Here is an 18,967-nt window from a genome sequence, read left to right as displayed (position 1 = left end):
GCTTGGTTCATTCCAGTCCGGCGCCGCGCAGCACATTGGCCAGCTCGACCGCCGATTTCACATCCATCTTGTCGAACACCCGCGCGCGGTGGACCTCCACGGTGCGCACGCTGATGTCCAGCTCGTCGGCGATCTGCTTGTTGGCACGGCCGGCGATCACCAGGCGCATCACCTCCAGCTCGCGTTCGGTCAGCTCGGCCAGATGCCGGCGCAGGCCGTCGCGTTCGTGCAGCAAGGCGAGGGCGTCGGCGCTGCGGCCCAAGGCTTCGACCACACGGTCCACCAGCGCATTGTCCGAGAACGGTTTTTCCACAAAATCGAAAGCGCCCCGCTTGACCGCCAGCACCGCAGTGGCCACGTCGGCGTGGCCGGTCAGGAAGATCACCGGCAGCAGGTCAAGCCAGCCGCGCTCGATCAGCCGCTCGAACAGCGCCATGCCGTTCATGCCGGGCATGCGCATGTCCAGCAGCAGGCAGCCCGGCGAATCGGGGCGCACGTCGTTCTGCTCGATCGCGGCCCAGAACGCATCGGCCGACGCATAGGCGCGCGGCAGCAGCCGGCGCGAGCGCAGCAGCCACGACAGGGCATCGCGCAGCACTTCTTCGTCATCGACGACAAAGACGGTGCCGTGCTGGGACTGGACGCGTGCGGTCATGGTGCGGGACTCGTGGAGGGGTGCGACGAAGACGGGAGCGTAAACCGGAACGTGGTGCCGTGGCCATCCGGGCCGGGGTTGAAGTCGAGCGCGCCGCCGTGCTGCTCGATCACGGTGCGGCACATCGCCAGCCCGATGCCCATGCCCTCGGGCTTGGTGCTGAAGAAGGGCGTGAAGAGCTGGCGCGCCACCGCCTCGGGGATGCCGGGACCGTGGTCGATCAGCCGGAAGGTGACCCAGCGCTCGCTGGTCTGGCGCACCTCCAGCCGCAGCGTGCGCTGGTTCAGCGGCAGGGCCTCGTCCTCTTCCATGGCCTGGATGCCGTTGCGGGCCAGGTTCAGCAGCACCTGCTCCACCATGGTCCGGTCGCAGGACACGCGCGGCGGTGGTTCGGGCACATCGACCTCGATGCGGGTGTGGCTGCGCCGTGCGGTCAGGCGCACCAGCGGCAGCACCGCCTCGATCAGCTCGCCCGCCCGCACGTTCTCGCGCAGCCGATCGCGCCGGCGCACGAACTGGTGGACGCTGCGGATGACGCGGCCGGCGCGTTCGGCCTGTTCGGCGATGCGGGCAACGGCCTGGCGGATCATCAGCTGGGTGTCGAGGTCGGCGGGCGGGTCGTCCGGGGTCTCCGGCATCAGGTTGAGGCTGCCGGTGGCGAAGCTGGCGATGGCGGCCAGCGGCTGGTTCAGCTCGTGGCTGAGCAGGGTGGCCATCTCGCCCATCGTCGCCAGCCGGGCCGCGGCCTGGAGCTTGTCCTGCTGCTGGCGCGAGAGTTCTTCCATGCGGCGCTGGGCGCTGACATCGAGCACCGTGCTCATCCAGCCACCGGGCCGGCCGCGGGCGTCGACCAGCGGCGCCTCGAAGATCAGGACCGGGAAGCGTTCGCCGTCGCGGCGCATGAACACGGTCTCGTGCCCCTCGCGCGGCGGGGCGTTGCCGGCGTTGCGCTCGCGCTGGCGCTCGGTGTAGAGCGCGGCCATCTCGGGCGGCCAGTACGGCGGCGTCTCGGCCTGCAGCAACTCGTCGGCGTCGTAGCCGACCATCTGGCAGAAGGCGGGGTTGACGTAGGTGATGCGGCCATCGGTGGTGCGGGCGCGCAGGCCGGTGACGAGCGAGTCCTCCATGGCCTTGCGAAAGGTCAGTGCCTCGGCCAGCGCCTGCTCGGCCGCCGAGCGCCGGCGCACGTCATGGACCAGCAGCAGGATCACCACGCCGAGCGCCACCGACAGGGCCACCACCAGCGCTGCGCTCAGGTTCGGGATCAGCCGCGGCACGCCCTGCAGGCTGTCCAGCCGCAGCACGGCGGTGAAGCCCGAGATGTCGATCAACCGGTCGGCGATGTACACACCCGCGCCGCGCCGCGAGCCGATCCGCGCCAGCCGGGTGCCGTCTGCCTCGACCAGCAGAACCTCGTGGCGGCGCACGACGTCCGCCGGAATGGCCACCTGCAGCAGGTCCGACAGCGCCAGCGTGACCACCACGGCATCGGCCGCCCCTGTGGCATGGGCCAGCGGGATGCACAGATCGACCACCTCCAGCCCCAGGCCATTCGGGTTGGGCAGGAAGTAGGTGCGCGAGTAGGCGGGCGCGGCAAAGCGGCGGGCGGTGGCGCAGGCGATTTCTGCATCGACCGACATGCCCGCGCGCGGGATGGTCTGGAACTGCGCGGGATAGGCGGCCGAGGCGACGACTTCTTCGATGGAGAAACCGGGGCCGCGGCGTTCGATGCGCAGCAGTTCGGGCCGCTCGCGCAGCAGTTGCTCGGCCTGCGGGCGCCAGGTGTCCGGTCTGCTTTGCTCCCAGAGCAAGCGCTGCAAGGTCTGGGCATCGTCCAGCAGCCGCTGGCGCACATCGGCAGCGACGGCCAGTGCCGCGGTTTCGGTGTCTTCCTGGCGCTTGCTCTGCTCCTGCTGCCAGGTGAGCCAGAGCAAGGCCGCCTGCACCGTGATCACCAGTGCCACCAGCGCCACCCACAGGGGCGCGCCCTGCCAGCGCCGTGAGACATTGGCCAGCAGCGAGGACAGGGCGGTGGGCGACGAAGGCGGCGGTGGCGGGGCGGCAGACATGGGGTCAGTATCGAGCGCCGGACCCGCCGGGCGCTACGCAGTTTCGCGCATGACAGTGGCCGGGTTCAAGCCGACCATGTCCACCCATGCAGGACACGCATGGCCCCATGCTGCGATAGGGTAGCCATCCGCGCGCACAGGGGCTGTCCCCTTCCTACAATCGCCAGCCCTTCCGCCTTTCCTTTCGCCATTCTGACGATCCGCCCATGACCACCTCCGAACAGAAGCAAGCCGAATTGCGCCGCGCTGCGCTCGAATACCACGAGTTCCCGACGCCAGGCAAGATCGCCATCGCCGCGACCAAGCAACTGGTCAACCAGCACGACCTGGCGCTGGCGTATTCGCCGGGGGTGGCCGCCGCTTGCGAGGAGATCGTGGACGATCCGGCCAACGCCTTCCGCTACACCTCGCGCGGCAACCTCGTCGCGGTGGTGACCAACGGCACCGCGGTGCTGGGTCTGGGCAACATCGGCCCGCTGGCGTCCAAGCCGGTGATGGAGGGCAAGGCGGTGCTGTTCAAGAAGTTCGCCGGCATCGACGTGTTCGACCTGGAGATCGCCGAGAACGACGTCGACAAGCTGGTGGACATCATCGCGTCGCTGGAGCCGACCTTCGGCGGCATCAACCTCGAAGACATCAAGGCGCCGGACTGCTTCTACGTCGAGCGCAAGCTGCGCGAGCGCATGAAGATCCCCGTGTTCCACGACGACCAGCACGGCACGGCCATCGTCGTCGGGGCGGCGTTGCTGAACGGACTGAAGGTCAACGGCAAGGACATGCAGCAGGTCAAGCTGGTGTCCTCGGGCGCGGGGGCGGCAGCGCTGGCCTGCCTGAACCTGCTGGTCAAGATGGGCCTGCCGCGGGAAAACATCTGGGTGACGGACCTGGTCGGTGTCGTCTACCAAGGCCGCACCGAGCTGATGGACCCGGACAAGGCCGAGTTCGCGCAAGCCACGGACCAGCGCACGCTGCGCGAGGCCATCGTCGGCGCCGACATCTTCCTGGGGCTGTCGGCGGGCGGCGTGCTCAAGGCTGACATGGTGGCGACGATGGCGGCCAACCCGCTGATCTTCGCGCTGGCCAACCCGACGCCGGAAATCATGCCGGAAGAGGTCAAGGCGGTGCGCGACGACGCGATCATGGCCACCGGCCGCTCGGACTACCCGAACCAGGTCAACAACGTCCTGTGTTTTCCCTACATCTTCCGTGGCGCGCTGGATTGTGGCGCGACGACGATCACCGACGAGATGGAGATCGCCGCGGTGCGCGCCATCGCCGAGCTGGCGCAGGCGGAGCAGAACGATGTGGTCGCGGCGGCCTATGGCGGCGCCACGCTGTCCTTCGGCCCGGAATACCTGATCCCGAAGCCCTTCGACCCGCGCCTGATGATGCAGATCGCACCGGCTGTCGCGCGGGCGGCGGCCGAGTGCGGCGTGGCCGCGCGCCCGATCGCCGACATGGATGCCTACGTCGAGAAGCTGCGCGCATTCGTCTATGCCGCCGGCACGGTGATGAAGCCGATCTACGCGGTGGCCAAGCGCGCCAAGGCGCGGCGTGTCGCCTATGCCGAGGGCGAAGACCGCCGTGTGCTGCGTGCCGTGCAGGTGGTGGTGGACGAGGGCCTGGCCTATCCCGTGCTGGTCGGGCGTGGCAACGTCATCCGCACCCGCATCGTCAAGCTGGGGCTGCGTCTGGAAGAAGGCCGCGACTACGAGATCGTCAACATCGATGACGACGCCCGCTACCGCCACTTCTGGGAGCTGTACCACGCCATGACGGACCGCCAGGGCGTGACCGAGCAACTCGCCAAGATCGAGATGCGCCGGCGCCTGACGCTGATCGCGGCGATGCTGCTGCACACCGGTGAGGTGGACGGCATGATCTGCGGCACCTGGAGTTCGACCTCGTACCACCTGAAGTACATCGACCAGGTCATCGGCCGGCGCAAGGGCGTCAACACCTATGCCTGCATGAACGGGCTGGTGCTGCCGGGCCGCCAGATCTTCCTGGTCGATACCCACGTCAACTACGACCCGACCGCCGAGCAGCTCTGCGAGATCACGATCCTGGCGGCCGAGGAGATGCGCCGCTTCGGTCTGCAGCCCAAGGCGGCGCTGCTCTCGCATTCGAACTTCGGATCGAGCAACGAGCCTTCTGCCGTGAAGATGCGCGAGGCACTGGCGCTGATCCGCGAGGCCGCCCCTTGGCTGGAGGTGGATGGCGAGATGCACGGAGACACCGCGCTCAATCCGGCCTACCGCGCCGAGATGATGCCGCGCAGCACGCTCACGGGCGAGGCCAACCTGCTGGTGCTGCCCAACATCGACGCAGCCAACATCAGCTACAACCTGCTGAAGACGACCGCCGGTGGGGGCATCGCGATCGGCCCGGTGCTGCTGGGGGCGGCCAAGCCAGTGCATGTGCTGACCCCGTCGGCGACGGTGCGGCGCATCGTCAACATGACGGCGCTGACGGTGGCCGACGCCAACGCGGTGCGCTGAAAACGCCCCCAGTGCCGGCCCGAGTCGGCACTGCAGGGCCTCCGCCGGGAGTTCGTACCCGCTTACTTGCGCGGATGGCCCTGATGTTCTGCTGAAAATTGAGGCAAACGCTTGAGCTTGGCGCCCTGATTCGGTACCATCGCCCCCTTCAGAATTCAGGAAAACCCGTGTTAAATCTGGTCAAAAGGGTGGCACTGGCGTCACTGGTGGCCGTGTTTCTGGGCGCCGGGCTGGGGGTGTCGCAGCCAGTGTTGGCACGGGGCGACTCCGACACGGTGGCTCGGCTCTCCGAACTTCCACCAGAAGCCGCCGATACCCATCGACGAATTCTGACCGGAGGCCCGTTCCGATATCCGAGCAAGGACGGCTCGGTGTTCGGCAATCGGGAGCGGCTTCTGCCGCGGGAGACCCGAGGATACTACAGAGAATATACCGTCCCGACGGCAGGATCGCGCGACCGGGGAGCGCGGCGCATCATCTGCGGTGGACGGGAGCCGACGACCCCGGATGTTTGTTTCTACACGCAAGACCACTACGCGAGCTTTCGCCGCATCGCACCGTGACTTCGACGAGGATCGAGAGCCCTAAGGGACCATCCACCATGCTTATGCAGACCGTGCGTCCGAACATCGTGCAGGCCATCCGGGCCTTCCGAGTGGACGACCTCATGTCGGCGGCCCAAGACCTGGGCCACCACTTTCTCTACGCCAATCTGGCCGAAGCGTCTTCCAAACCGGAAGTGCTGGAGTCGATTGCCAAGGCGTTCCTGTTCCCGGCCCACTTCGGCAAGAACCTCGACGCGCTCTACGACTGCATGACCGATCTGGTCAACAAGTCCGGGGCGCAGGCAGGGTTTGTCCTTGTGCTGGAGCAGTTGCCGGACAACGCCAAGTTCGACCGCGAGGCCCGCGAGCAACTGCTCGACGTGTTCCGCGATGCCTCCGACTACTGGGGAGAACGGAAGATACCCTTCCGATGTTTCTATTCTTTTCAGTAGCCCGCTCCCAGGACCAAGGGCAATGGGAGCGGGCTGATGGAGCCCCGGCGGAACCTGTGAAGCCGCCACCGAAACCGAGCAAGAACGCTGCACCGGCCTTCGCGCCGCACATGCCACTGATGAGCAGTGCCTTCGACACCTCAGCCCTCGCGGCTGCGGCATGAAGACAGACTCAGACGGCAGCACGCCACAGCGTCCCTGACGACCACAAGAAGCCCGCCCCGTGCGGGCTTCTTTCATGGTGCTGTCGAGGCGGCGTCTCGCTGACCCACGGCGGCCACCAGTGCCACGTAATCCGCCACCGGTACCTCTTCGGCGCGCCGCTGCAGATCGAACACCGGCACATCGTCGCCGCAGCGCTCGTTCAGCCAATGGCCCAGCGTGTTGCGCAGCATCTTGCGGCGCTGCGAGAACGCCACCGCCACCAGCTCGCTGAGCAGCGCCACGTCCACCGCCGGCGGGTGTTGCAGCGGCGTCATCCGCACGACGGCCGAATCCACCCGTGGCGGCGGATCGAAGCACTCCGGCGGCACGTCGATCAGCGACTCGATGTCATAGCGCCACTGCAGCATCACCGACAGCCGACCGAAGTCCTTCCTGCCCGGCGAAGCGGCCATGCGGGCGACGACTTCCTTTTGCAGCATGAAGTGCTGGTCCTCCACCACATCGACGAAGTCGAGCAGGTGGAACAGGATCGGGCTGGAGATGTTGTACGGCAGGTTGCCGACCACACGCAGCTTGTGCGCCTCGCCATAAGTGGCGCGGGCGAGGCGGGCGATCTCCCGGAAATCGACCTTCAGCACATCGGATTCGATCACCGTCAGCTCGGGCCGCTTGCGCAGTCGGGCGGCCAGATCGCGGTCGAGTTCGACCACCGTCAGGTGCTTGCAGCATTCGACGATCGGATCGGTCATCGCCCCCATGCCCGGGCCGATCTCGACCACCGCCTCACCGGGTCGCGGATCGATGGCGCGCACGATGGCCGAGAGCACGGCGCCGTCGGTGAGGAAATGCTGGCCGAAGCGCTTGCGGGGAATGTGTTTCAAAGGGGATGGACTCGTGGAGGCGGGGAATCACTGGCCGGGCGGATCGCGCAGCTCGACGTAGGCGCGGGCGCGCACCTCGCGGGCCCAGTCGCTGTAGGCATCTTCAGATTTCTGCTCGCGCAGCGCGGCGCGGGCCATCTCGCGCTGTTCGCGCGGCTCCAGGCGCTGGTCGCGGCGCTCCAGCAGCTGGATCAGGTGCACGCCAAAGCGCGAGACGACCGGATCGGCCATCGAGCCCGGTCGCAGCGCCGACATCGTCTGTTCAAACTCCGGCACGAACTGGCCCGGCGACGCCCAGCCGAGGTCGCCGCCGTTGGCCGCACTGCCATCTTCCGAGTGCTGGCGGGCGAGGTCGTCGAACTTGGCGGTGCCGGCTTCGATCTGGCGCTTGTAGCCGGCCAGGCGGCGGATGGCCGCGTCCTGCGTCAGCTTCGGGCCGGGGCGCAGCAGTATGTGGCGTGCATGCTGCTGCGCCACGGTCAGCGCGGCTTCACGGCGCTCGACCAGCTTGAGTACATGGAAGCCCGCGCCCGAGCGCAGTACCTGCGGTGCCACCTCACCCGCCCGCAGCGGACCGACCGCATCCACGAACGCGTCGGGCAGCTTGTCGGCGCGGCGCAGGCCGATCTCGCCGCTGCGGTCCTTGCTGCCATCGGAGGCCTCGCGCACCAGCGCCGCGAAATCCTCCCCTGAGCGCAAGCGCTGCAGCAGCGCCACGCCTTGCTGGCGGCGCTGCGTGACGATGGCCGGTGCGGCGTTTTCCGGCACCGACAGCAGAATCTGGGCGATGTTGTATTCCGTCGCGGCCCCGTTCTTCTCCCGCTGCTCGGCCAGCCAGGCCTCGATGTCGGCGTCGTTGATGCGGATGCGGCTCTGCACTTCGCGTTCGCGCACCCGCTCCAGCAGGATCTGGTCACGCAGGTTGTTGCGGAAGCGGACGAAGTCCATGCCCTCGGTGCGCAGACGCTCGCGCAGCTGCGGCACGGTGACCTTGTTCTGCGCCGCGACGTTGGTGACAGCCCGGTCGATTTCCGTCTCGTCCACGCGCACGCCACCATCCCGGGCCGCGCCGAGCTGGGCGCGTTCGTCGATCAGCTGGTCGAGCAGCTCGCGCATCAGCGTGTCGCGGTCCGGCAGCCGCGTGTTGCTGCTGGCGGCTTCCTGCTCGGCGCGCAACAGACGTTGCTGCACTTCGCTGTTGGTGACGAGTTCCTGATTGACCACTGCCACGATGTAGTCGCCGCTGCGGCGTGCGGTCTGGGCCAGGGCGTCGATGGGGCCGCACAGCAGGCTGGCCGCCAGCAGCAGCGTCAAGGCCAGCGCCTGACTGAGGCGCGGCGTCATCAAGGCGGAGCGCGCGGCACGCGCGTCGGGGGACAGTGTCTGCAGCTCGGTCATGGGGTGTCGGTGTCGCCACCGGTGGCGGGTGGGTGGACGGCAGAGGCGGCAGCGGCCTTGGGGTCGCGCAGCAGCTGGTAGCCGGGGATATTGTCCTTCAAGACCGCCAGCGGGTTGGTGCCGGCATTGAGGCGGGACAGCCCCACCAGCTCCAGCTGCACCATCAGTTGCGTCGACGCGGCCTGCAGGCTGGTGGACTGGCGCCGGGCGACCACGCGGCCGATCCAGCAACCCGCATCGTATTCGACGCCGACGATGGCGCCGCTGATGCGCCGGTCCTTCAGGCTGTAGTCGAGCGCGCCGACGCCGTAGAGGCGGCCGTCACAGGACGAGGTGCTGCTGCGCGCCGCGCGGACCGGACTGTCCGCGGCCGGCGCATCGATCAGGCGGGCCAGCGGCGCCAGCAGCCCGTCGATCGGCCACTGCCAGCCCAGCGCGAGCTGCTCGCTGGCGTCGCGTTTCAGACGGTGGCTTGCATAGAGCGTGCGCAGCGGCCCGGGCGAGTAGCGCACGCTGGTGATGGTGCGCACCACGCGGTCGGTGTCGGTGTTGAACTGCAGCGAGCTGTCCAGCGTCCAGTGCGGGATTGCCGTGATGGAGCCTTGCACCAGCACGTCCGAGAAGCGGCTGGTTGCCGTGTCCCCGTCGGCGGTGATGCGCTGGTCGGCGAGTCGGTAGCGTTGCGCCACACCCAGGCGCGCCAGCTCGGCGCCGCTGCGGCGGTCGAGGTAGCGCGTGGTCAGGCCGCCGGTGATCTGGTGGGCGTCGGAGACGCGGTCCACGCCCGAGAACACGTTCTCCGAGAACACCGTGGTGGCGTTGAAGTCGAGGGCGGCGCTGTCGAAGTTCGGCAGGGCCGACTGGTCGCGCCACGGCGTGTAGGCGTAGAGCAGCCGTGGCTCCAGCGTCTGGGTCAGGTCACGGCCGAAGCCGCGGGTCTCGCGGTCGAGTGACCAGGCGCTGTCCAGGCTGACACTCGGGATCACCCGACCGGCGCGGGTGCGGCCATCGCTCAGCGGCTGGTCGACCTGGTAGCCGGCGGCATTGAAGCTGGCCTTGGGGGTCAGCCGCCAGCCTTCGTCACCCAGCGGCAGCGCCACTTGGCCCAGCGCGTGGATTCGGCTGCCGCCGATGCGGGCCGGATCGGTGTGGGTGAAGTGGTTGAACTCGGTCTGCAACGACCACTGCAGTGGTCCGCCGTGGTTGCTCCACAGGACGCCGAGCTGCGGCGTGCGCTGGTAGGGCGCGTCGATGCGGACGGCGGGGTCGGTGTCCTGCAGCGCCTGCCACTGCTGCAGACGCGCATAAAGCTGCTGCTCGACCTCGCCCAGACCGCGCACCTGCAGCAGGCGGCGCTGCTGCGCCTGGGCCGTGCTCGACAGCAGGCGCGGCGTGAGCGACTCGGCGCCGCGCAGACCGTCCTTCCAGTAGTTGTCGTCGGAGACGCGCAGCAGGTGCCAGTCGTAGCGCAGGTCGTCGGGCAGCTCGCCCTGCTGGGTCCAGCGGGCGGCCCAGCGGCTGCCGCCAGCGGTCAGGTCGTGCGGCAGCCAGAAGCCGTTGACCTCGCCACGCCACCGTGGCTGCAGATAGCGGAATTCGCTGTCCAGACCGGCGCCGCGCTTGCTCAGCAGCGTGGGCGTCAGCGTGGCGTCCAGCTCGGGCGCGATGTTCCAGTAGTAGGGCACCGACAGCCCCACACCGTTGTTGCTCGACGTGGTGATCAGCGGAGGCAACCAGCCCGACTTGCGCGCGTCCGTCACCGGAAAGCTCAGCACCGGCACGGCCAGGATCGGCACGCCGTAGAAGCGCAGCACGGCGCCTTCGGCCACGCCCTCGTTGGCGTCGAAGTCCAGCCGCACGCGCCGGGTCGTCAGCACCCACGGGGTCGTTTCGCCATCGACCAGCTCGCAGCTGCTGTACGCGGCGCCGCGCACCACCATGCGGTTCTTGCCGATGAAATCGACCCGTTCTGCACGGCCGCCCGCCTGGTTGCGGCCGAGGTAGAAGCGCGGATCCAGGAAGTAACCCTCCTGGTGTTCGGTGTTCAGCGTCAGCTCGCTGCCCTCGTAGCGGTCGTCGCCGCGCACCAGCAGCACCTGCCCGGAGGCTTTGACGCGGTCGTCGCGCTGGCGGTATTCGAGGTGCTCGGCCTGCAAGGTCAGCAGACCGCGGCGCAATTGGGCGCGGCCATCGGCGATCAACGACTCACCGGTCTGACCGCTGAGGTGGTCCGCTTCCAGGTGGACGCGGTCATCGTCGGGTGCGCCAGCTGTCGCGCCCTCCACCACCGGCAGCCGCAGGCCCTGCGTGGCCCATTCGGGCGCGCGTGCCACGCAGGACTGGGCGGCGACCGCGACGGGCACCAGCGCCGCAATCCACACCAGCACCAGCGGGCAGGCGCGGCCCGACCAGGAGCGGCGGACATCGGCAGGAGCAGGTCGGTTCGGCACGGAAGGCAGTGGGGTGCCCCAGGGGCAGCTCGCTAGAATCGATCGATTATTTCATGCTCCGAGATGGCCCCCGTGACCCCTGCTGACGCTCCGACTTCCATCCACTGGCCCGACGACCAGCGCCGCACCGCGTTCGACACCTGGCTGGCGGCGCAGGCCGACGCCCACGGCCTGCGCCCCGACAGCCTGCGCCCGGCCAGCGCCGACGCGAGCTTCCGGCGCTACTTCCGCGTTGACAGTGCCCGTGGCGAGGTGGCGTGCATCGTCATGGACGCCCCGCCCGACCGCGAGGACAGCCGCCCCTTCGTCCAGGTCGCCGGCCTGCTGCGCCAGGGCGGGCTGAACGCGCCCGAGGTGCTGGCGTGGGACGAGGCGCAGGGTTTTCTGCTGCTGTCCGATCTGGGCGAGCGCACCTTGCTGGCCGAGTTGCAGGCGCAGGACTTCACCACCGCCGCCGGCCTGAAGGTCGCCGACGCGCATTACCAGGGTGCGCTCGACACCCTGGTCCGCCTGCAGCAGATTCCGGCGGAGGGCCAGGTGCCGGCCTATGACGCCGCGCTGCTGCGCCGCGAGCTGGACCTGTTCCCCGAGTGGTACATCGCCCGCCACCGTGGTTTCACGCTCGACGACACGCAGCGCCAGGTGCTCGAAGAGGCGCTGCAGACCATCACCCGCGTCTGCGAGGCGCAGCCCTGCGTGCTGGTCCACCGCGATTTCCACAGCCGCAACCTGATGGTGGGCGCCGATCCGGCCGCACCGGGCGTGCTCGACTTCCAGGACGCCGTGTGGGGGCCGGTGACGTATGACGTGGTGTCGCTGCTGCGTGACGCCTACATCGAGTGGGACGAATCCATCCAGATCGACTGGGCCGTGCGCTACTGGGAGCGTGCGCGCAAGGCGGGCTTGCCGGTCGCCGACGACTTCGGCACCTTCTGGCGCGACTACGAATGGATGGGGCTGCAGCGCCACCTCAAGGTGCTCGGCATCTTCTCGCGCCTGCACCACCGCGATGGCAAGGACGGCTACCTGAAGGACATCCCGCTGGTCTGGCGCAACGCCCACCACGTGGCGTCGCGTTACTCGGTGCTGCGCCCGCTGTCGCGGCTGCTGGAGGCGCTGGAGAACGTCGAGGTCAAGACGGGTTACACGTTCTGAGGGAACTCAACGCTGCTGCCGACGCACTTCCCGCTGCAGGTAGAGGTACAGGCTCTCGACCTTCTCCCGCGCCCAGGGCGTCTGCCGCAGGAATTTCAGGCTCGACTTGACGCTCGGGTTGCTGGCGAAACAGCGCGCCGGCACGCGCTCGTTCAGCCCGTCCCAGCCGTAGTGGTCGGCCAGCGTGGTGACGATGTGCTCCAGGGTCAGGCCGTGGAGCGGGTTGCGGGGCTGGGCGGACGGAGCCGCTGGCGGGGCAGGGGTGGCGGGATCGTGCATCGGCGGGATTCTGCCTGTGGGGCTTCGCTCGACGGGGTTTCTCGCCTCGCTATCATCCGCCCCCGCTTGCTCCATTCCGCGCTCCCCGCGCGTCCCCCATGGCCGAAGCCCCCGCCACCCTCAACCCCGCCCAGCTCCAGGCCGTCTACCACCTGCACAGCCCCTGCCTCGTGCTGGCGGGCGCCGGCTCGGGCAAGACGCGGGTGATCACGCACAAGATCGCGCGACTGCTGCAGGAGGGCATCGCGCCGTCGCAGATCGGCGCCATCACCTTCACCAACAAGGCGGCGCAGGAAATGCGCGAGCGGGCGCGGGTGCTGGTGGGGGCGCGGGCGTCGAAGGATCTGCTGATCGCGACCTTCCACAGCCTCGGCGTGCGGCTGCTGCGCGAGGATGGCGAGCGGCTCGGGCTGAAGCCGAAGTTCTCGATCCTGGACGCGGACGACGTGCTCGGCGTGCTGCGCGATGCGGGTGCCACCACCGACGCCAAGCTCGCCCGGCGCTGGCAGTGGACCATCAGCCTGTGGAAGAACAACGGCCTCAGCCACGAACAGGCCGAGGCCGCCGCGAAGGACGACGACGAGCGCATCGCCGCCCGCGTGATGAAACTCTACGAAGAGCGGCTGGCGGCGTATTCGGCGGTGGATTTCGACGACCTGATCAGCCTGCCTTTGAGGCTGCTGCAGACCGACGAGGAAACCCGCCTGAAGTGGCAGCGCAAACTGCGCCACGTCCTCGTCGATGAATACCAGGACACCAACGCGACCCAATATGACCTGCTCAAGGCGCTGGTCGGGCAGGACGGCCTCTTCACCGCCGTGGGCGACGACGACCAGAGCATCTACGGCTGGCGCGGCGCGACGATCGAGAACCTGAAACGCCTGCCGCTGGACTATCCGAACCTCAAGGTCATCCCGCTGGAGCAGAACTACCGCTCGACCGGCGCCATCCTGACCGCCGCCAACAATGTCATCGCGCTGAATCCCAAGATCTTCCAGAAGAAGCTCTGGAGCGACCTGGGCGAGGGCGAGCCGGTCAAGGTGGTCGAATCCGACCAGGAAGAGCACGAGGCCGAGCGCGCCGTGACCCGGATCATGGTGATTCGGGCCAACACCACGGGCGAGTACACCGGCATCACCGAGTGGAAGGATTTCGCCATCCTCTACCGCGCCAACCACCAGAGCCGCAAGCTCGAAGAGGCGCTGCGCAAGGCCCAGATTCCCTACAAGGTCTCTGGCGGCCAGAGTTTCTTCGACCGCGCGGAAATCAAGGATCTGTGCGGCTGGCTGCGGCTGCTGGTGAACCAGGACGACGACCCCGCCTTCCTGCGCGCCGTGACCACGCCCAAGCGCGGCATCGGCCACACGACGCTGGCCGCGCTGAGCGATTTCGCCGGCAAATGGCGCGTGAGCCTGTTCGAGGCGCTGTTCCAGGAGTCGCTTGGCACGGCGTTGAGCGCCAAGGCGGTCGGCTCGCTGCACGAGTTCGGCCGCACCGTGAACGACCTCGAATACCGCGCCCGCCAGACCGTCGGCGCGGAAGCGGCCCGGCCGATGCTGATGGAGTGGCTCACCGACATCGGCTACGAGCAGCACCTGCTCGACAACGAGGAGAACCCCAAGGTCGCCGCGGCGCGCTGGTCGAACGTGATCGACTTCATCGACTGGGTGGCCAAGCGCTGCGGCGGCGAGATCGACAACGACGGCGGCATGACCGTGGAGACGCAGAAGAAGAGCGTGCTGGAGGTGGCGCAGTCGATCAGCGTGATCCTGAGCCTGGCCGAGCGTGGTGACCAGGACCAGAACATGGTCACCCTGTCCACGCTGCACGCCAGCAAGGGGCTGGAGTGGCCACACGTCGTGCTGGTCGGCGTCAACGAGGGCACGCTGCCCTTCAAGCGCGACGAGGAAGACATGACCGCCGAGCGTCTGGAGGAGGAACGCCGCCTGATGTACGTGGGCATTACCCGCGCCCGGCGCACGCTGCTGGTGTCCACGTTGTTGCGGCAAAAGCGCGGGCGCGAGATGAAGCGGGCCTTCCCGAGCCGGTTCATCGGGGAGATGAAGCTCGACGAGCGGGTTGTCAAGGAGAACCCGCGCGACCGGATCGCGGCGCAGCGCGCAGCGTTCGCGGCGCGGGCTGCGCAGGCAGGCAAGCCACCCGCCTGAGATAAATTGCTGACGATTGTCCCCGTTGGTTGCAAATTCGAGTTTCGCGAATAATTTCACATCGGATCAGAATTCGGTGCCGGGCGTTGCCCGCGCTACGTCGAGTGATGTCTTCAGGGAGTCTTTTCATGTCGAATCGGATCAACTCAGGCCTGCGCCTGATGCTGGTGGCGGCCGCAGCCGCGGTGGTGTGCGTGCCTTGGGCACAGGCGGGCGGGCCGTCGATACCGACCGCCACGGCAGTGGGGCAGTTCACCGACCAGTTCATCGTCAAGTACCGCACCAGCGATGCGGCCGACGAAACGGGCCGGCGTGACCGGGCCGACCGCGCCGGCAAGCGCGCGGGCGTGGTGGTCCGGCACCACCGGACCGTGTTCAACGGGGCCAGCGTGATGCGCATGGACCGCGCGCTGCCGGAATCCCAGATCCGCGCACTGGCCGCCGACCTGATGGCCACCGATGCGTCGATCGAGTCGATCGAGCCCGACGTGCGCATGCAGCCACAGTTCGTGCCGACCGACACCTACTTCGCCAACCAGTGGCACTACTACGAGGCGGTGGCCGGCATCAACCTGCCGGCCGCCTGGGACCGGGCGACTGGCGCGGGCATCAAGGTGGCCGTGATCGACACAGGTTACCGGCCGCATGCCGATCTGGCGGCCAACATCCTGCCCGGCTACGACTTCATCATCAACACGGCCGTGTCGAACGACGGCACCGGCCGTGACACCGACCCCCGGGACCCGGGTGACTGGAGCGTGGCGGGGGGTTGCGGCACGGGCTCTGGCGCATCCAGCAGCAGCTGGCACGGCACGCACGTCGCCGGCACCATTGCTGCCGTCAGCAACAACGGGGCCGGCGTGGCGGGTGTGGCCTACGGCGCCAAGATTGTCCCGGCCCGGGTGCTGGGGCGCTGCGGTGGCTACACCTCGGACATCGCCGACGCGATCGTCTGGACCTCGGGTGGCGCTGTCACCGGCGTGCCGACCAACGCCAACCCGGTGCGCGTGATCAACATGTCGCTGGGCGGCCAGTCCACCTGCGGCGCGACGCTGCAGAACGCGATCAACTCGGCACGTGCCCGCAGCACGGTGGTCGTGGTCTCGGCAGGCAACTCCAACGCGAATGTGTCGCTGTTCTCGCCGGCGAACTGCGTGGGGGTCATCGCGGTCGGGGCCACCACCCGCACCGGGACAAAGGCTTCGTTCTCCAACTACGGCACGGCGGTGGACATCTCCGCACCGGGCGCGGACGGCATCCTCTCGACGCTGAACGCCGGCACCAGCACGCCGGGCGCTGACAACTACGTCTATTACCAGGGCACGTCGATGGCCGCGCCTCACGTGGCGGGTGTGGCGGCGTTGATGCTGTCGAAGAACGCGGCGCTCACGCCCGACCAGGTCGAGGCGATGATCAAGAGTTCGGCCAAGCCCTTCCCGGTGGCGTTCTCCGGCGGTGGCGGTGCGGGCATCCTGGACGCGAAGAAGGCGGTGGACACGGCGATGGCCTCGCTGCCGACGGCGGTGACCGGGATCGAACCCAACGAGACCTTCGCGACGGCGCAGGCGATCACGCCCACCCATGCCGTGGTGGGTGGCACGATGGCGTCTGCGTCGGACACCGATTACTACATGGTGTCCGTCGCACCGGGGAAGACGCTGTCGGCCACGCTCAACATGGCGGCCGCGACTCAGAACTACCAGCTCTCCCTGTACAACCCTGCGGGCGCGCTGGTCGCGAGCAGCGCCAATGCGGCCGGTCTGCCGGAAACGGTCAAGGTGACCAACACGACCACCGTCGCGCAGCTGTACCGCGTGCGGGTGCTGTATGCCGCTGGCGGTACCGGGGCGACGAGCGGCAAGTACGTGCTGAACCTGCTGCAGCAGTAACCCCGGCCGCGGGTGTGGTCCGTTACCGGTCGCGTCCGCCCGCGGTTTCAGTTTCCTGCATGGGCAGGGTGGGCAGGCTCGGGAACGGCGGCATCCGTGTCGGCGGCGCCGGCGCGGGTGCCGGCGAGAACGTGTCCATCACCAGCCGGTGCTGGATGCGGGCGTGGCTCAGCACCTGGCCCATCGTGGCGGCGTCGAGCGGGTGGGACAGCAGGTGGCCCTGGAACTCGTCACAGCCGTGGCGGCGCAGGAAATCGAGCTGGTCCTCGCGCTCGACGCCTTCGGCGAGCACACGCAGCCCCAGCGAATGGCCCATCCCGATGACCGCGGCGGCCACCTTGGCGCCGTTGCCCTCCAGTGTGGCGAGGAAGACGCGGTCGATCTTCAGCTCGTCCAGCGGCAGCTGGCTCAAGCGGGCCAGTGACGAATAGCCACTCCCGAAATCGTCCACCGCGATCCGCACACCGGCCGCCCGCAGTGCCTGCAGGCGCTCGCCGAGGCGCTCGGGGTCGTGCATCAGCGCCGGTTCGGTCAGCTCCAGCGTCAGCGTGCCGCCGGGCAAACCGTGGTCCACCAGGGCCTGGAGCACACCGGCCACGAATCCCGGCTGCACCACTTCCAGCCGCGACACGTTGACGGCAATGCGCGGCACGTCCAGCCCCTGGTCGCGCCATTGGCGGATCTGCTGGCAGGTGTGTTGCAGCACCCAGGCGCCGATCCGGGTGATCAGGCCGGTGTCTTCGGCGAGCGCGATGAACTCGGTCGGTTCGACCCGACCGAGGTCGCGGTCGTGCCAGCGCAGCAGCACCTCGGCGCCGGTGAGCGCGCCGGTGTGCAGGTCGGCCTGCGGCTGGAACTGCAGCGTGAAGGCCGATTGCGCCAGCGCCCGGCGCAGGGCACCTTCCAGTTGCAGCCGGCGCATGGCCCCGCGGCCCAGTACCGGGCTGTAGACGACACAGCCGTTGCGGCCCTGTCGGCGCGCCTCGTGCAGCGCGAGCGTGGCGTGGCGGACCAGCACCTCGGGCTGGTGGCCGTCGTGCGGAAACACGGCCACGCCGGCGTGGCCGCCGACGACGATCCGGTGGTCACCCACATCGACCGGGTCGTCCAGCCGCTGCAGCAACTCGCAGGCCAGCGCTTGCGCGTCGGCCGAGCGCAGCAGCGGGCTGGCGATGACCGCCAGACCCTCCTCGTGGCGGGTCAACTGCGCCCGCAGGCGGCCGGCATGGCGGGCCCTGATGGCGATCAGCGCCATCTGCAGGCGGTGTTCGATCGCCCGCAGCAGCGGGTCGCGCAGGCTGGGGCCGAGCGTCAGCACGACCTCGTCGAAACGCTGCAAGTCCAGCAGCACCAGGGCGCCGAGGTCGGTACGGGTACTGGCCTGTTGCAGCACGCGGGCCAGTGCAGCGTGCAGTGTCGGGAGCATGGGGCCGCCGGCCGCTGCATGGTCGGGCCGCAGCCGACCCAGGTGGGCGGTGACGCGGACCAGTTCGTCGGGGTGGTGGCTGGCCTGGACCAGCGACACCGCGCCGGCATCAAGCGCCCGGTGGCGCAGCGCCGAAGCGTCGTCGCCGGGGCGCAAGTTCAGCCAGGCGATCATGGGTTGACTGGCCGCCGAGGCAGGGCGGCGGGCGCTGCCGGGCGCCAGCCGGCTGCTGAACTCCCGCACCACCACGTCCGCCGGGGCCTGACCATCGTCGCTCGGCAACACGGGTTGCAGGCCGTGGTCGAGCAGGGCGCTGGCCAGCGTCGCCCGCCAGGGATGGTCTACCTGCAGCAGCACCCGCAGCGGGGTGGCGTCACCGTCATCACGGCGTGCGGCATCCAGGAGCGGCGGCGCGGCGCGGTACGCCGCCGGTCCTCTGGCGGGGGGCAGGGAGGAGGAAACCATGTCCTCTTATCGGAGGCACCTGAGCGGGCTTGATCCCCGCGGGTCCAGCCCTTTGGCGGGCACCGTGCCGGGGCCCTACAATCCAACGCTTTGTCTCATCTGACAACCCCTGTCCTTCCCCGTCAAGGAGCTTGATCGTGTTCATTTCCAATGCCTACGCACAGACCGCAGGCGCCGCCGCTGGCGGCATGTCGTCCCTGACGCAGATGCTGCCGCTGGTGCTGATGTTCGTGGTGCTGTACTTCATCATGATCCGTCCCCAGATGAAGAAGCAGAAGGAGCACAAGGCCATGATCGACGCGATCGGCAAGGGCGACGAAGTGGTCACCGGCGGGGGGCTGCTGGGCCGCATCACCAAGGTGGACGAGCAGTACGTGTCGGTCGAGATCGCCGGCAATGTCGTCGTGCAGCTCCAGCGCAGCGCGGTGGTCCAGGTTCTGCCCAAGGGCACGATCAAGTAAACCCCGTC

14 protein-coding genes are annotated in these 18,967 nt (G+C 68.6%); 7 read left to right on the top strand and 7 right to left on the bottom strand.

All coding sequences use genetic code 11. The annotated features are described in order from the left end of the window. Positions 1-7: 7 nt before the first annotated feature. Together RMP06_RS14970 and RMP06_RS14965 are read right to left on the bottom strand one after the other, a co-directional pair. Complete coding sequence (locus RMP06_RS14970) at positions 8-655, bottom strand: response regulator transcription factor (protein WP_310462583.1); 648 nt, start codon at positions 653-655, stop codon at positions 8-10. After that, complete coding sequence (locus RMP06_RS14965) at positions 652-2,724, bottom strand: sensor histidine kinase (RefSeq protein ID WP_310462582.1); 2,073 nt, start codon at positions 2,722-2,724, stop codon at positions 652-654. The genes RMP06_RS14970 and RMP06_RS14965 overlap by 4 nt, the downstream gene beginning before the upstream one ends. Before the next feature lie 206 nt (positions 2,725-2,930). Between RMP06_RS14965 and RMP06_RS14960 the strand changes: the two genes are divergently transcribed. The 3 genes from RMP06_RS14960 (at position 2,931) to RMP06_RS14950 (ending at position 6,222) form a co-directional block, all read left to right on the top strand. Continuing rightward, entirely contained in the window at positions 2,931-5,225 is a 2,295-nt protein-coding gene (locus RMP06_RS14960) for an NADP-dependent malic enzyme (protein ID WP_310462581.1), read from the top strand. 167 nt (positions 5,226-5,392) lie between these two features. Continuing rightward, a complete protein-coding gene (locus tag RMP06_RS14955) occupies positions 5,393-5,788 on the top strand; it encodes a guanyl-specific ribonuclease (protein ID WP_409050177.1) in 396 nt (131 codons plus the stop codon). Continuing rightward, positions 5,704-6,222 carry a barstar family protein gene (locus RMP06_RS14950; protein ID WP_409050181.1) on the top strand — a complete coding sequence of 173 codons (519 nt, stop codon included), beginning with the start codon at positions 5,704-5,706 and terminating at the stop codon, positions 6,220-6,222. Before RMP06_RS14955 ends, RMP06_RS14950 begins: the two co-directional genes overlap by 85 nt. A 236-nt stretch (positions 6,223-6,458) precedes the next feature. Here the strand turns inward: RMP06_RS14950 and rsmA are convergent, their stop codons facing one another. The 3 genes from rsmA to RMP06_RS14935 are packed head-to-tail and all read right to left on the bottom strand — an operon-like array spanning position 6,459 to position 11,116. Then, the gene (gene rsmA, locus RMP06_RS14945) at positions 6,459-7,268 is read right to left on the bottom strand and encodes a 16S rRNA (adenine(1518)-N(6)/adenine(1519)-N(6))-dimethyltransferase RsmA (protein ID WP_310462579.1); all 810 of its coding nucleotides are present in this window, start codon (positions 7,266-7,268) and stop codon (positions 6,459-6,461) included. A 27-nt stretch (positions 7,269-7,295) separates the two neighbouring features. Further along, on the bottom strand, positions 7,296-8,666 hold the full coding sequence (locus RMP06_RS14940; RefSeq protein ID WP_310462578.1) for a peptidylprolyl isomerase: 1,371 nt from the start codon (positions 8,664-8,666) through the stop codon (positions 7,296-7,298). Beyond that, a complete protein-coding gene (locus tag RMP06_RS14935) occupies positions 8,663-11,116 on the bottom strand; it encodes an LPS-assembly protein LptD (RefSeq protein ID WP_310462577.1) in 2,454 nt (817 codons plus the stop codon). Before RMP06_RS14935 ends, RMP06_RS14940 begins: the two co-directional genes overlap by 4 nt. Positions 11,117-11,179: 63 nt before the next feature. Here RMP06_RS14935 and RMP06_RS14930 point away from each other — a divergent pair, with 63 nt between their 5' ends. Beyond that, positions 11,180-12,271 (top strand): aminoglycoside phosphotransferase family protein, encoded by a 1,092-nt coding sequence (locus RMP06_RS14930; RefSeq protein WP_409050176.1) that lies wholly within the window; start codon positions 11,180-11,182, stop codon positions 12,269-12,271. 6 nt (positions 12,272-12,277) lie between these two features. On the opposite strand, the gene RMP06_RS14925 is transcribed toward RMP06_RS14930, so the two are convergent. After that, positions 12,278-12,550, bottom strand: a complete 273-nt coding sequence (locus tag RMP06_RS14925) for a VF530 family protein (RefSeq protein ID WP_310462576.1) — start codon at positions 12,548-12,550, stop codon at positions 12,278-12,280. Between the two features lie 98 nt (positions 12,551-12,648). Between RMP06_RS14925 and RMP06_RS14920 the strand changes: the two genes are divergently transcribed. Both RMP06_RS14920 and RMP06_RS14915 read left to right on the top strand, forming a co-directional pair. After that, positions 12,649-14,718 (top strand): ATP-dependent helicase, encoded by a 2,070-nt coding sequence (locus RMP06_RS14920; protein WP_310462575.1) that lies wholly within the window; start codon positions 12,649-12,651, stop codon positions 14,716-14,718. A gap of 128 nt (positions 14,719-14,846) precedes the next feature. Then, positions 14,847-16,607, top strand: a complete 1,761-nt coding sequence (locus RMP06_RS14915; protein WP_310462574.1) for a S8 family peptidase — start codon at positions 14,847-14,849, stop codon at positions 16,605-16,607. A gap of 22 nt (positions 16,608-16,629) precedes the next feature. On the opposite strand, the gene RMP06_RS14910 is transcribed toward RMP06_RS14915, so the two are convergent. Next, positions 16,630-18,498, bottom strand: coding sequence for a putative bifunctional diguanylate cyclase/phosphodiesterase (locus RMP06_RS14910; protein ID WP_310462573.1), 1,869 nt, complete (start codon positions 18,496-18,498; stop codon positions 16,630-16,632). Between the two features lie 137 nt (positions 18,499-18,635). On the opposite strand from RMP06_RS14910, the gene yajC reads away from it, so the two are divergent. Next, entirely contained in the window at positions 18,636-18,959 is a 324-nt protein-coding gene (gene yajC / locus RMP06_RS14905; protein WP_310462572.1) for a preprotein translocase subunit YajC, read from the top strand. The last annotated feature ends 8 nt before the right edge of the window (positions 18,960-18,967 follow it).

Origin of the sequence: Sphaerotilus sp. (genome assembly GCF_031429695.1) — a bacterium.
Lineage (GTDB): Bacteria > Pseudomonadota > Gammaproteobacteria > Burkholderiales > Burkholderiaceae_C > Sphaerotilus.
Note: the sequence above shows the minus strand (reverse complement) of the source record. Positions and strands in the feature narration are given on the sequence as shown.